The sequence below is a fragment of the Streptomyces sp. NPDC044571 genome (assembly GCF_040647115.1).
Classification (GTDB): Bacteria; Actinomycetota; Actinomycetes; order Streptomycetales; family Streptomycetaceae; genus Streptomyces.
The window spans coordinates 61373-74877 of record NZ_JBEZBN010000036.1; the positions used below are offsets into that span (position 1 = coordinate 61373).

General features: G+C 73.2%; 12 protein-coding genes. 5 read left to right on the top strand and 7 right to left on the bottom strand.

Going from position 1 to position 13505, the window contains the following annotated elements; all coding sequences use genetic code 11:
- Positions 1–2 precede the first annotated feature (2 nt).
- Both AB0B01_RS20300 and AB0B01_RS20305 read left to right on the top strand, forming a co-directional pair.
- Positions 3–446: a DUF742 domain-containing protein gene (locus AB0B01_RS20300; protein ID WP_361720619.1), complete on the top strand. Its 444-nt coding sequence runs from the start codon at positions 3–5 to the stop codon at positions 444–446.
- Complete coding sequence (locus tag AB0B01_RS20305; protein ID WP_356853250.1) at positions 427–1053, top strand: ATP/GTP-binding protein; 627 nt, start codon at positions 427–429, stop codon at positions 1051–1053. Before AB0B01_RS20300 ends, AB0B01_RS20305 begins: the two co-directional genes overlap by 20 nt.
- Positions 1054–1232: 179 nt before the next feature.
- Here AB0B01_RS20305 and AB0B01_RS20310 read toward each other — a convergent pair whose 3' ends face one another.
- The 3 genes from AB0B01_RS20310 to AB0B01_RS20320 all read right to left on the bottom strand — a co-directional run bounded on the left by AB0B01_RS20310 (position 1233) and on the right by AB0B01_RS20320 (position 3690).
- Positions 1233–2432 (bottom strand): lipid-transfer protein, encoded by a 1200-nt coding sequence (locus tag AB0B01_RS20310; protein ID WP_361720622.1) that lies wholly within the window; start codon positions 2430–2432, stop codon positions 1233–1235.
- Complete coding sequence (locus AB0B01_RS20315; RefSeq protein WP_361720625.1) at positions 2429–2893, bottom strand: zinc ribbon domain-containing protein; 465 nt, start codon at positions 2891–2893, stop codon at positions 2429–2431. Before AB0B01_RS20315 ends, AB0B01_RS20310 begins: the two co-directional genes overlap by 4 nt.
- Positions 2894–3021: 128 nt before the next feature.
- A complete protein-coding gene (locus tag AB0B01_RS20320) occupies positions 3022–3690 on the bottom strand; it encodes a M15 family metallopeptidase (RefSeq protein ID WP_361720628.1) in 669 nt (222 codons plus the stop codon).
- 29 nt (positions 3691–3719) lie between these two features.
- Here AB0B01_RS20320 and AB0B01_RS20325 point away from each other — a divergent pair, with 29 nt between their 5' ends.
- On the top strand, positions 3720–4229 hold the full coding sequence (locus AB0B01_RS20325) for an NUDIX domain-containing protein (RefSeq protein WP_361720631.1): 510 nt from the start codon (positions 3720–3722) through the stop codon (positions 4227–4229).
- Between the two features lie 69 nt (positions 4230–4298).
- Here the strand turns inward: AB0B01_RS20325 and AB0B01_RS20330 are convergent, their stop codons facing one another.
- Entirely contained in the window at positions 4299–4805 is a 507-nt protein-coding gene (locus AB0B01_RS20330; protein WP_361720634.1) for a hypothetical protein, read from the bottom strand.
- Positions 4806–4971: 166 nt separating this feature from the next.
- Positions 4972–7488, bottom strand: a complete 2517-nt coding sequence (locus AB0B01_RS20335) for a glycoside hydrolase family 31 protein (protein WP_361720637.1) — start codon at positions 7486–7488, stop codon at positions 4972–4974.
- Positions 7489–7741: 253 nt separating this feature from the next.
- On the opposite strand from AB0B01_RS20335, the gene AB0B01_RS20340 reads away from it, so the two are divergent.
- Positions 7742–9718: an acetoacetate--CoA ligase gene (locus AB0B01_RS20340; RefSeq protein ID WP_361720640.1), complete on the top strand. Its 1977-nt coding sequence runs from the start codon at positions 7742–7744 to the stop codon at positions 9716–9718.
- A gap of 77 nt (positions 9719–9795) precedes the next feature.
- Positions 9796–10803, top strand: a complete 1008-nt coding sequence (locus AB0B01_RS20345) for a hypothetical protein (RefSeq protein ID WP_361720643.1) — start codon at positions 9796–9798, stop codon at positions 10801–10803.
- A gap of 58 nt (positions 10804–10861) precedes the next feature.
- On the opposite strand, the gene ptsP is transcribed toward AB0B01_RS20345, so the two are convergent.
- Entirely contained in the window at positions 10862–12532 is a 1671-nt protein-coding gene (ptsP, locus tag AB0B01_RS20350) for a phosphoenolpyruvate--protein phosphotransferase (protein ID WP_361720646.1), read from the bottom strand.
- A 74-nt stretch (positions 12533–12606) separates the two neighbouring features.
- On the bottom strand, positions 12607–13056 hold the full coding sequence (locus tag AB0B01_RS20355) for a PTS glucose transporter subunit IIA (protein ID WP_361720649.1): 450 nt from the start codon (positions 13054–13056) through the stop codon (positions 12607–12609).
- Positions 13057–13505 lie beyond the last annotated feature (449 nt).

Below are 13505 nucleotides of genomic sequence, written 5' to 3' on the forward strand. Positions count from 1 at the left end.
GCATGAGCGATTCAGGCCACAACCGCCAGGACCACCCCCCGCACACCCCCGGCGGTCCGCAGGAGCCCGCCCACCCGCACTGGTTCGACGACGAGGCGGGTCCGGTCGTACGCCCCTACGCCATGACCCGCGGTCGGACCAGCCACGCCGGCCAGCACCGGCTCGACCTGATCGCGCTCGTCGTCGCCGAACCGGCCGCCGACGACCCGGTCTGGGACATGACCCTGTCCCCGGAACACGCCCACATCCTCGGGCTGTGCCGGGAACGGCCGCAGTCCGTCGCCGAACTCGCGGCCGAGCTCGACCTCGCGGTGGGGGTGGTGCGGGTCCTCATCGGTGACCTGGTCGACGACGAACTGGTCCACGTGACCAGGCCGGTACCGCCGGCCGAACTGCCCGACGAATCCATTCTGCGTGAGGTGATCGATGGCCTTCGGGCGCTCTAGCCGCACCGGCGCCATGCATGCCGTGTCGCCGGTCGAGCCGCTGACCCTGAAGATCCTGGTCGCGGGCGGCTTCGGGGTGGGCAAGACCACCCTGGTCAGTGCGGTGAGTGAGATCAGACCGCTGCGGACGGAGGAACTGCTCTCCGAACCGGGGGTCGGCATCGACGACACCGGGGGAGTGGAGGCCAAGTCCACCACCACCGTGGCCATGGACTTCGGGCGCATCACCCTGCGCGAGGACCTGGTGCTGTACCTGTTCGGCACCCCGGGGCAGGACCGCTTCTGGTTCCTCTGGGACGAACTGGCCCAGGGCGCCTTGGGCGCCGTGGTCCTGGCCGACACCCGCCGCCTCGCCGACTGCTTCGCCGCCGTCGACTACTTCGAGCGGCGCCAGATCCCCTTCGTGGTCGCCGTCAACTGCTTCGACGGGGCCGAACGCCACCCCGTGGTCACCGTACGGGAGGCACTCGACCTCGACCCCGAGGTACCGGTGCTCCTGTGTGACGCGCGGGACCGGGAGTCCGTCAAGGACGTGCTGGTCGGGGTCGTGGAGCACGCCATGTCCCTGGCGCGGGCCCGGCGCCGGAGCCTGACGGCGGGGGCCTGAGGCCCCTGGTGCATGGAGGCGGCCCGTACCCCCGCCGACTGGGGTACGGGCCGCAGCTCTCATGGGGGGATCGGGGGTCCCCGTCGCGGCGTCGGACGCGGCGCGGGACTGTGGAGCGAGTGTGAACCTGCCGCCGGGGGCCGTCAAGCGTTCGGACAAGAACGGACAACAGGCCCAGGTCAGCGCACGGCGACGACGGCCGAACCGTGCCCGAACAGCCCCTGGTTCGCGGTGATCCCGGCCCTCGCCCCGGGAACCTGCCGCTCCCCGGCGGTACCTCGCAACTGCCAGGTCAGCTCGCACACCTGGGCGATCGCCTGCGCCGGCACCGCCTCCCCGAAGGAGGCCAGCCCGCCACTGGTGTTGACCGGCACCCGCCCCCCGAGCGCGGTCGCCCCCTCCCGTACCAGCTTGGCCCCCTCGCCCTCGCCGCAGAGCCCGATGTCCTCGTACCACTCCAATTCCAGTGCCGTGGACAGGTCGTACACCTCCGCGCAGGACAGGTCCTCGGGACCGAGCCCGGCCTCCTCGTAGGCGGCGCGCGCGATGGAGGCCCGGAACGACCCCGGCGGGGGCGCCGACGCCGATGTCGCATCGGTGGCGATGTCGGGCAGGTCCAGCACCGTGCGCGGATACGTCGGCGTCACCGTCGACACGGCCCGGATCCGCACCGGGTCGGCGATCCCGCGCGAGCGGGCGAAGTCCATACTGCTCAGCACCAGCGCCGCGCCCCCGTCCGAGGTCGCGCAGATGTCCAGCAGCCGCAGCGGATCCGCGACGACGGCCGAGGCCGCGACCTCGTCGGCCGTCACCGGCCTGCGGTAGCGGGCCAGCGGGTTGAGGGCGCCCGCCGCGGCGTTCTTCACCTTCACTTGGGCGAAGTCCTCGGCGGTGTCCCCGTACACGGCCATCCGGCGACGGGCGTAGAGGGCGAAGTACGCCGGATTCGTGGCCCCCAGCACCCGGAACCGCAACCAGTCGGGATCGTCGGGCCGGTCCCCGCCCGCCGGGGCGAAGAACCCCTTGGGCGCCGCGTCCGCACCGACGACGAGGACGACGTCGGCGAGCCCGGCCAGGATCTGCGCGCGGGCCGCCCCGATCGCCTGGCCCCCCGAGGCGCAGGCCGCGTAGACGCTGGTCACCCGGGCGCCCTGCCAGCCGAGGGCCCGGGCGAAGGTCGCGCCGGCCACGTAGCCGGGGTAGCCGCCGCGCACCGTGTCGGCGCCGACGACGGACTGCACGTCGGTCCACTCCAGGCCCGCGTCGGTGAGGGCATGGCGGGCGGCGGCCCGCCCGTACTCGACGAAACTGCGGCCCCATTTGCCCCAGGGGTGCATGCCCGCCCCCAGGACGGCGACCTCGCCGGCTGCGCTGCTCACGAGCGGCCTCCCGGGGTGTCCACGGGGCGGAACCGCCAGGTGGTCCAGGTCGTGTCGGCGTCCTCGTTCAGTACGCCGCCCACCACCTCGACCTCCATGCCCACCGCCAGATCGGCGACGCCCACCCCGGGCGCCGCCTGCCCGAGCACCACCATGCCCTCGGCCTCCAGCTCGACCGCGACGAGGGTGTACGGCTCCCAGGGCTCGGACGGCTCCGACACGTACGGTGCGGGCGGCCGGTAGCGCCCGTCGGTGTAGGACCAGACCCGCCCGCGCGGGGAGAGCGGCACCTCGGTCAGCCGGCCGCCGCCGGGGCAGTGCGGGTTGCGGCAGTACGTGTCCTCGCGCGGGAAGAACACCGCGTCGCATGCCGAGCACCGGGTGCCGAGCAGGCGGAAGCCGCCTTCCGCGTCGTCGTCGGTGAACCACCCGCCGACGACGGGTATCCGTGTGCGTGCCAAGGTTCCTCCCGGGACAAGAATCTGACGTAGCGTCAGAAGTCTGTCACGGTGCACCCGCCCCGGTCACCGGTTCCAGGCGAGCCGGTTCCGGTCGGTCTCGGGCAGCTCTGCCCGCGTCGGCCCGCTGCTCACGGCCGGACCGAGGCGGCGGCGACCGGGAAGTCGAAATACGTGGCGGGGAATTCCTCCGGCTCGAAGGTGAAATGCCACCACTCCTCGGGCAGATTCACAAAGCCCTCTTCGGCGAGCGCCTGCTTCAGCAGCCTGCGGTGGGCGCGTGCGGCGCCGGCGATCCCGGGGGAGTCGGTGTGCGAGAGCGGATCGAAGAAGTCGAAAGGGGTCCCCATGTCCAGGTCCCGCCCGGGCAGCTCCGCAAGGGTCACGTCGACCGTACTGCCCCGGCTGTGGCCGGACTTCTCGGCGATGTACCCGTCGGGGATGAGCCGGTGCTTGTCCACACCGGGATAGAACTCCGCCTTCCGCCGCAGGTCATCCGGTTCCCCGGCCCAGCGCACGAACCGGTCCACGGCCCGCTGGGGCCGGTAGCAGTCGTACACCTTCAGCGTGTACCCGCGCCGCAGCAGCCTGCGCTGGGCCCGCCGCAGTGCCTCGGCGGCGGGACGCGCGAGCAGGCAGACGGGCTCCTCGTAGCCGTCCACGACGCCGCCGGTGAAATTGTCGGCAGTTGCGTACCGGATGTCCTGCGGGATACTCGGGTCGAGGTCGGACAGGGCCACGAAACCGGGCGCGGACGCCCCGCCGGCCAGCATGGCCAGGCAACTCACAACAGCCGGCATCCTCATATGCCTTGGCCTACCATCGCGGAATGCCGGCACAGCTGAAGGACTCGCACTGCTCCACCTGCGGAGCGCCCTACGGTACGGCCGACTGGCCCCGCGTCTGCCCGTCCTGCGGCGCCACCGTCTACCGCAACCCGCTTCCGGTCGCGGTCGCCCTCCTGCCGGTCGAGGACGAGCGCGGCACGGGCCTGGTGGTCATCACCCGCACCATCGAGCCGGGGCTCGGCGGGACCGCCCTGCCCGGCGGCTTCATGGACTTCGGCGAGGACTGGCGCGACGCGGTGGTGCGCGAGCTGCGCGAGGAGACCGGCATCCAGGCCCCGGCCTCGGAGGTGGTCCTGGCCGACGCCATGAGCTCGCCCGGAGGGCACCTGCTCCTCTTCGGCCTCCTCCCCCTCCGGCCGGCGGCCGCCCTCCCGGCCTCCGCCGCCACCGACGAGACCACGGGCTGGCACATCCTGCGCGGTCCGGCGCCCCTGGCGTTCCCGCTGCACACGAATGCGGCCGCGGCGTGGTTCGCGGGACGCTACGCCTGACCGGGCCGCTCCATCCGGCCGCCTGAGCGGGCCGCCTGACCGGGCGCGTACACCCGGGGCTCGCCGGTGCTACACGGGCAGTTCCATCACGAAGCTCATCAGCATCACCACGCCCGTGATGCTCCCGGCCACCACGGCCCCCCGCCGCCACACCTCACGCGTCGCGACCCGGCGGCCCCGCAGGACGGCGCCCGTGGCGAGCGGCAGCACCGCCGAGGCCGCCGTCCACGCCCACACCTCCAGGAAGCCGGCCTGCCCCACCAGCGAGGGGGAGTCGAGCCCCCAGGCCACACCGGCGGCGACCGCAGCCGACACCGGCGCCAGCACCGCCGCCACGGCGACGGGCTCCGGCCAGGCCGTCACCCGGGCCGTCCAACGGCCCACCAGCGCGAGGGGCTTCACCAGAAGCATCCCGTGGAGGAATCCCACCGCGACGGCCCCGACCGACACCGCGCCGATCACCGTGAAAGATCTGACCGGTGCCTGCTCCGTCACGACCACCAGGGTCCACACCGTCAGCAACTGCCAGGCGCCCACCGCCTCGGCGCCCGGGGCAGTGTCCCGGCGCGGTCGCATCCGCCGCGTCGTCGGATACGGCCGCGCCGGGCTCGCTAAAACCATCACAGACTCCCTGATCGCACGGGTGGAGGGTGGGAGGGCGAGCTCAGGCCGGCGGCCCGGGACGCGCACGCCGCCGGGCGGCGTCCGCGCCGCACGCCCCGCGCCAGCATCCCGACACCCGCTACAGAGGGCCTACATCAGTGGTCGAGCCCGCCTCGACCCCGCCACCCGCAGCCGCCGCCGCGCCCCCGGCCGCAGCCGCCTCACCCCCGCCCGGAGCCGCCGCGCCCCCGCTCGTACCCGCCCCGAGGGCCTGCGTCGCCGTGCCCCGGTCCGCCGCCTGCCCGAGACCGCGTACCACGACCCCCTCCACCACGCCCCCGGCCTCGTCCTCCACCACCACCGCGTCCCCGGCCCACCGCACCGCGTACCGCTCCACCTCACCCGGCTCGAAGCCCGGACCCGGGTCGCGGATCACCAGCCCGCCGCCCGTGCGCCCCCGCGCCGGAGCCCACGCCTCCAGCACCACCGCCCCGTCCGCCGAGCGCACCGGAAGCAGTGCTCCGGCCCGTGCCAGCACCGGGATCCGCCCCGCCGGCGCGTCCAGCAGCACCTGCCCCGGGCCCTCGTACGCCGCTCCCGTGGCGGTGTCGTACCACCGGCCCCGCGGCAGCCGCACGGCCCGCCGGTCCGCCCCGGGCTCCAGCACCGGGGCCACCAGCAGCGCGTCACCGAGCAGAAACGCGTCCTCGCAGTCCCGCAGGACCCGGTCCTCCGGCGCCCCCCACCACAGCGGCCGTACGTACGGGGCGCCCGTCCGCCGCGCCAGGTGCGCCAGCGTCACGAAGTACGGCCGCAGCCGCTCCCGCTCCGCCAGTACGGCCCCGGCGTGTTCCTCCACCTCGGGCCCGAACTCCCACGGCTCGCGCCGCCCCGCCCAGATCGCCGAGTGGGTCCGGAACAGCGGCAGGTACGCCCCCAGCTGCAGCCACCGCAGGTACAGCTCCGGCGAGGGCGACCCCGAGAAGCCGCCGACGTCGGGCCCCGAGTACGGCACCCCGCACAGGCCGAGCCCCAGCACCAGCGCCAGGGAGGCCCGCAGCCCCTCCCAGCCGGTCTCCACGTCCCCGGACCACGTACCCCCGTACCTCTGCATCCCCGCCCACCCCGACCGGGAGAAGAGGAACGGCCGCTCGTCCGGCCGCAGCCGGACCAGCCCCTCCCAGCCCGCCCGCGCCATGGCGAGCCCGTACACGTTGTGCGCGGCCCGGTGGTCGCCGCCCGCCCCCTCCAGCGCGTGCCGTGCCGACCGGGGCAGGCTCGGGTCCCCGAAGGGGGCGAAGGACACCGGTTCGTTCATGTCGTGCCACACCCCGGAGAAGCCCTGCGCCAGCCGCTCCGCGTACAGCCCGCCCCACCACGAGCGCACCGCCGGATCGGTGAAGTCCGGATACACGCACTCCCCGGGCCAGACCTCGCCCCGCACCTCCTGCCCCCGGGCGTCACGTACGAACGCGCCCTGCGGACCCACCGCCCGTCCGGAGGCGTGGACCGCGTCGTCCACCTTCACCGCCGGATCGACGATCGAGACCAGCCGCACGCCCTGCTCCCGCAGATCCCCCGCGAGCCCCGGCAGGTCCGGGAAGCGCGCCTCGTCCACGGTGAAGACACGGTGCCCCTCGTAGTGGTCGATGTCGAGGTGGACGGCCGACAGGGCGAGCCCCCGCGAGGTGTAGCCCGACACCACCCGCCGTACCTCCGCGGCGCTCCCGAACCCCCACCGCGCGTGCTGGTACCCGAGCGCCCACTCGGGCGGTACGGCGGCCGCGCCCGTCAGTCCGGACCAGCCCTGGAGCACCCGCGCCGGCGTCCCCACCAGCACCCAGGCCCGCAACGGCCCGCCCTCCATGCGCAGTTCGACCGAGCCCGGCCGGTCCGGCCCCGAGCCCGCGCCGTCCTCGCCCTCCCACAGGAGCACCCGCCCGTCCCACGGGTTGTCGTGGAACACCAGGTGCGTCCCCGCGTCCGCGACCACCATCTGCACCGGCATGGTGATGTACAGCGGGTCGTCGCCCGGCCGGAAGCCCCCCTTGGGGTCGGTGTTCCACAGCCGGTACACCCCGTCCCGCAGCCGGGGCCCCGCCGCCCGCCCGCCCAGCCCGAAGAAACGGGCGTCCGCCGGGACCTCCGCGCGCTGCCTCCACCGCGGCCCGTCCGGCCCGGCGGGGGACCCGTCTGCCGGCTCCCACCAGCGCGGCGGCAGCTCCCGGCGCAGCACCGTCCCGCCCGGCGTCCGCACCTCCACCGCCCCGTGCCGGGACACCGCCACCGTCACCCGCTCCGCCACCACGCGCCAGCCGCCCCCGGTGTCCGGTTCGAGCACGGCCCGCGGGTCGGGTTGCGGACCGCTGCCGACCACCGCGTACGAGGGACCCGGCTCGGCCCCGTCCCACCCCCAGAACACCGCGCCGCCGACCGTGACCCGTACGAGCAGTTCCGAACGCGTGAACCGCAGCACCCCGCCCCCCGGGCGCGACTCCGTACCCGTCAGCAGACCCGGCACGCGCGCCCGCTCCGCGCCCCGCCGCGGGAACCCCAGCGCGTCCGCGCGCCGGTGGCGCAGGGCGGAGCGCCAGGCGCGCCGTCCGCGTTCCGTACCGAGGTCTTTCACCGCACGCACCAGATCGCGACCGTTCATGCTGCTCACCCTGCCACCGGCCGCCCGCCGAGCGGGCCGCGTTCAACTTCCGTTCACCGTGACGGGAAGCGCAGCGCGCCGGGCGACACCTCGCGCGGCCGGCCCGCGCGGCGCCGCCCGGCCGCCCAGGACACCCCTGGTGCGGATGTAGATCACATGGCATGGTCCCTGTGAGCCGCCGCGCGCACACCCACCGCGCGATGGCACCGTACGCACACCACGCGCGAGCCGCAGACTGACCGGGAGCCGATCCATGACCTCAGCCACCCAGCCGGAACCCCTCTGGTCCCCGGGGCCCGACCGGATCGCCGCGGCCCGCATCACGGCCTTCCAGGCCTGGGCGGCCGAGCACTACGGAGCGCCCGCGGACGGCGGCTACCCGGCGCTGCACAGCTGGTCCGTCGACGAGCTCGACACCTTCTGGGAGGCCGTCGCCGCCTGGTTCGACGTACGCTTCGCCGACCCGTACGAATCCGTCCTCGCGGACCGGTCCATGCCCGGCGCACGCTGGTTCACCGGCGCCACCCTCAACTACGCCGAGCACGCGCTGCGTGCCGCCGAGGACCCGGCGCGCGCCGACGACGCCGCCCTGCTGTACGTGGACGAGACGCACGAGCCCACGCCCGTCACCTGGTCGGATCTGCGCCGCCAGGTCGGCTCACTCGCCGCCGAACTGCGCGCCCTCGGCGTACGCCCCGGCGACCGGGTCAGCGGCTACCTCCCCAACATCCCCGAAGCGGTCACCGCCCTCCTCGCCACCGCCGCGGTCGGCGCGGTCTGGACCTCCTGCGCCCCCGACTTCGGGGCCCGCAGCGTCCTCGACCGCTTCCAGCAGGTCGAGCCGGTGGTGCTGTTCACCGTCGACGGCTACCGCTACGGCGGCAAGGAGCACGACCGCCGCGACACCGTCGCCGAACTGCGCGCCGAGCTCCCGTCCCTGCGCGCCGTGGTCCACATCCCGCTGCTCGGCACCGGGGCTCCCGACGGGGCCCTGACCTGGGCGGACCTGGTCTCGGGAACCGCAGACCCGGTCTTCGAGGCGGTCCCGTTCGACCACCCGCTGTGGGTCCTGTACTCCTCCGGTACGACCGGACTGCCCAAGGCCATCGTGCAGTCCCAGGGCGGCATCCTCCTGGAGCACCTGAAGCAGCTCGGCCTGCACTGCGACCTCGGCCCGCAGGACCGGTTCTTCTGGTACACGTCCACCGGCTGGATGATGTGGAACTTCCTCGTCTCCGGACTGCTGACGGGCACCACGGTCGTCCTGTACGACGGCAGCCCCGGCTACCCCGACACCGGTGCGCAGTGGCGGATCGCCGAGCGGACCGGGGCCACCCTGTACGGCACCTCCGCCGCCTACGTCATGGCCTGCCGCAAGGCCGGGGTCCGCCCCGCGCGCGACTTCGACCTCTCCGCCGTGAAGTGCGTGGCCACCACCGGTTCGCCGCTGCCCCCCGACGGCTTCCGCTGGCTCCACGAGGAGGTGGCCGAGGACCTGTGGATCGCCTCGGTCAGCGGCGGCACGGACGTGTGCAGCTGCTTCGCGGGCGCCGTCCCCACGCTCCCCGTCCACATCGGCGAACTCCAGGCCGCCTGCCTCGGCACGGACCTGCAGTCCTGGGACCCGTCGGGCAAGCCGCTCACCGGTGAGGTGGGGGAGCTGGTGGTCACCAACCCCATGCCCTCCATGCCGATCCACTTCTGGAACGACCCCGACGGCAGCCGCTACCGCGAGAGCTACTTCGAGATGTTCCCCGGCGTCTGGCGGCACGGGGACTGGATCACGATCACCGACCACGGCTCCGTCGTCATCCACGGCCGCTCCGACTCCACCCTCAACCGCCAGGGCGTCCGGATGGGCTCCGCCGACATCTACGAGGCCGTCGAACGCCTTCCGGAGATCAAGGAGTCCCTGGTCATCGGCTTGGAGGAGGCGAACGGCGGCTACTGGATGCCGCTCTTCGTCCACCTCGCGCCGGGTGCCGCGCTCGACGACGAGCTGCGCGGCCGGATCAAGGCGACGATCCGCGAGCAGCTGTCCCCGCGCCACGTCCCCGACGAGATCATCGAGGTGGCGGGCATCCCGCACACCCTGACCGGCAAGCGTCTTGAGGTGCCGGTCAAGCGACTCCTGCAAGGGGCGCCGATGGCGAAGGCGGTCAACCCCGGCTCGGTGGACAACGTGGAGCTCCTCCGCTTCTACGAGGAGCTGGCCCGCACCCGCGCCTGAGGACGCGCGGGGTCACTGTCAGTGGGCATGGTTACGGTGAGTGAGCAATGGGAGCACACTCAGGGGGAGCCAGAACCATGCCACGCCGACCGGACCACACGCCGGGCACCACCGCCCACACCACCAACACCACCAACACCGCCGACACCGGAAGCGCCGCAAGCACCGCGCCCGCTGCGAACAGTGCGGAAGACGCCCCTGTCCACAGCAGCAGGCGCCGCACACTGCGCCGCGAAGTCCCCAGCACCCTCGGCCTCCTGGCCGAAGCCGGGGACTTCGCGGCCATGTGCGGCTACCGCAGCTTCACCTTCGACCACCCCGCCGACTACGCCGAGTACCTGCGCCACGTCGAGGCCCTGCTCACGTCTCTGGCAGCCCAGGGCATCCACACCACCGTCGCCCTCTTCGACCCCGAGGAGTACGCCGAATACTGCGCGGACCACGCCCTCGACCCGGACAGCGCCGGAGCCCGCACCCGCTTCACCGCCGAACTGGCCGGCACGGGGGCCGGCCTGCCCTACAGCGGCCAGCCCATCGACGAACTGGTCCCGCTCCTCGTCGACGAGGCCGTCCGCCAAGCCACCTGGGAGTACGCCACCACCCTCCTCGCCGGCGTCGGAAACTGCGCGGACTGCGGTGAGGACATCGGCCACGCCTCGTTCGAGCGCGCCACCGAGGCGCTCTCCCGCCTCCTGGAAGGAGCCGGCCCCGGCCACCACCACCTGGTGTGCAGCGTCCCCACCCGGGACGAGCAGCTCGTCGCCGTCCTCCACGCGGAGGCGGCCGAACAGCCCGCCGGCCCGCCCCGGATCGCCGGCCGAGAAAGCCTCGACTTCGTGACCGTCCTCGCCGCGGGCCTGGCTCTCGGCGGCCCCGGAGGACTGGTGCTGCGCAGCACCACCGAGGGCTTCCGCGACCGGGTCCACGGCTGGCGCCTGGACCGGGGACGCCTGGTCGCGCTCTCCGCGGCAGCCGTGTTCAACGCCTACTGCACCGACGCCGACACCGGGGAACCCGTCGCCCCCGAGCCGGGCGTCGAATACTGCCCCGGGTACGAGGTGGACGGCCCCGGCCCCCACCAGTAGCACGTACGGCCGAGGGGCCCCCGCCACCGGCGAAGGCCCCTCGGTCGTCAGCTCGCTGCTACTCGCCCGACAGCACCGCTTGCGCGGCCTTCCGCGCTTCGTCGGCAGTGTCGCAGGCGCGCGCCGCCGCCGCGGCCCGCTCGCACTGCGCCAGCGTGTACTTGGCGAGCGTCGCCCGCACGTACGGAATCGACGCGGCACCCATCGACAGGGAGGTGACACCCAGACCGGTCAGCACACAGGCCAGCAGCGGGTCCGAGGCGGCCTCGCCGCAGACACCGCAGCTCTTGCCCTCCGCCCGGGCGGCCTCCGCCGAGATGGCGATCAGATCGAGCAGCGCCGGCTGCCAGGGATCCTGCAGGCGCGAGACCGCACCGACCTGGCGGTCGGCGGCGAAGGCGTACTGCGCCAGGTCATTGGTGCCCAGGGACAGGAACTCGACCTCCTGCAGGATCGAGCGCGCCCTCAACGCGGCGGAGGGGATCTCCACCATCGCGCCGAACTTCGCCCGCAACCCGGCCTCCCGGCACGCGTCGGCGAACGCCTTGGCGTCGGTCCGGTCGGCCACCATCGGAGCCATGACCTCCAGGTAGACCGGCAGCCCCTCGGCGGCCTTGGCCAGCGCGGTGAGCTGCGTCCGCAGCACTTCCGGGTGGTCCAGCAGCGTCCGCAGACCTCGTACGCCCAGGGCCGGGTTCGGCTCGTCCGCCGGAGTCAGGAAGTCCAGCGGCTTGTCGGCGCCGGCGTCCAGCACCCGTACGACGACCCGGCCCTCGGGGAAGGCCTCAAGCACCTTGCGGTACGACTCGATCTGCTTCTCCTCGGACGGCGCCTTCTTGCTGTCGTCCAGGAACAGGAACTCGGTACGGAACAGGCCCACACCCTCGGCGCCGGCCTCCACGGCCGCCGGCACGTCGGCCGGACCGCCGACGTTCGCCAGCAGCGGCACCTTGTGGCCGTCGGAGGTCGCACCCGGACCGGAGGAAGCCGCCAGAGCGGCCTTCCGCTCCGCGGCCGCCGCCTCAAGCCCGGCCCGCTTCTCGGCGCTCGGGTCGACGAAGAGGTCGCCCGTGCTGCCGTCGACCGCGATCAGCGTGCCCTCGGCGATCTCACAGGCACCCGGCAGCGCCACGATCGCCGGCACACCGAGCGCCCGCGCGAGGATCGCGCTGTGGCTGGTCGGGCCGCCCTCCTCGGTCACGAACCCGAGCACGAGCGCCGGGTCGAGCAGCGCCGTGTCCGCGGGAGCGAGGTCACGCGCGATCAGCACGTACGGCTCGTCGCTGTCCGGCACACCCGGCATCGGCACGCCGAGCAGCCGCGCCACGATCCGGTTGCGCACGTCGTCCAGGTCGGCCACCCGGCCGGCCATGTACTCGCCGGCCCCCGCGAGCAGCTCCCGGTACTGGGAGAACGCGTCGTACACCGCGCGCTCGGCGGTGCTGCCGACGGCGACCCGCCGGTCCACGTCCGCGATCAGCTCGGGGTCCTTGGCGATCAGCGCCTGGGCCTCCAGTACGTGCTGTGCCTCGCCACCGGCCAGCTGGCCACGTGCGATCAGGTCGGCCGAAACAGCCTCCACGGCCTTACGGGCGCGCCCCTGCTCGCGCTCCGCGTCCTCCGGCGCGATCTGCTTGGCCGGCGGCTCCAGAACCGCCGTGCCCATGTGCCGCACCTCGCCGATCGCCACCCCGTGGCTCACGCCGACGCCTCGCAGCGTTGTCTCCATTTCACCCGTCTCCGATTGAGCGGCGGGCCCACCCGCCGCGATGGATATCCGACTCACCAGCGCAGGCGGACGCGTCACTGCCAGCTGAAGAGGACGTCGCCGGCCTTGACGTCCCCACCCTCGTTGAGGTCGGACAGGGCTTCGGCAGAAGCCTCCAGGGCCACGACCGGACAGATCGGCGACTTGCCGGCTGCCTCGACGGCCTGCGGGTTCCAACGGATGACGGCCTGACCACGGGTCACGGTGTCGCCCTTGTTGACGAGCAGCTCGAAGCCCTCGCCGTTGAGCTGGACGGTGTCGATCCCGAGGTGCGTCAGCACGCCGTGCCCGTCACCGTCGACGACGACGTACGCGTGCGGGTGCAGGGAGATGACCACACCGTCGACGGGGGACACCGCCTCCGAGGGCTCGCGCACGGGATCGATGGCGGTGCCCGGACCCACCATGGCGCCGGAGAACACCGGATCGGGCACTGCCGCGAGTCCGATGGCGCGCCCGGCGAGTGGGGACGTCACGCTGGTCATGGGGGGCCTCCCAGGGGGTGGGCTTCGTCGCGTAGTCGTCACTACGAGTACTGAACGACGTACTTTCAGAAGGGTATGTCATGACACGTCCCGGTTCGCTTGAAGTGCACCTCTCGCAGGAGGTGACCACGCGCGACCGCGACGACGTAGTGGACTAGACCATACGCGTTAATCGATTTGCTTGGGCACTGGCAGCCCTGTACTGTCGTGACTCCCGCCAGGACGTGCCGCGTGAACTTCTCGCGAACATCCGCTGGACGGGACTCCTCCTCTGCAGTGCCGATCCTGATCTCACTGCTCCCCTTGTGTGCCTTCTCGGGCCGCCGGGTGAGTGGTCAGGAAGACGGAAAAGCACTGATAGAGTCGGAAACGCAAGAACGAAGGGAAGCGCCCGGAGGAAAGCCCGAGAGGGTGAGTACGAAGGAAGCGTCCGTTCCTTGAGAACTCAA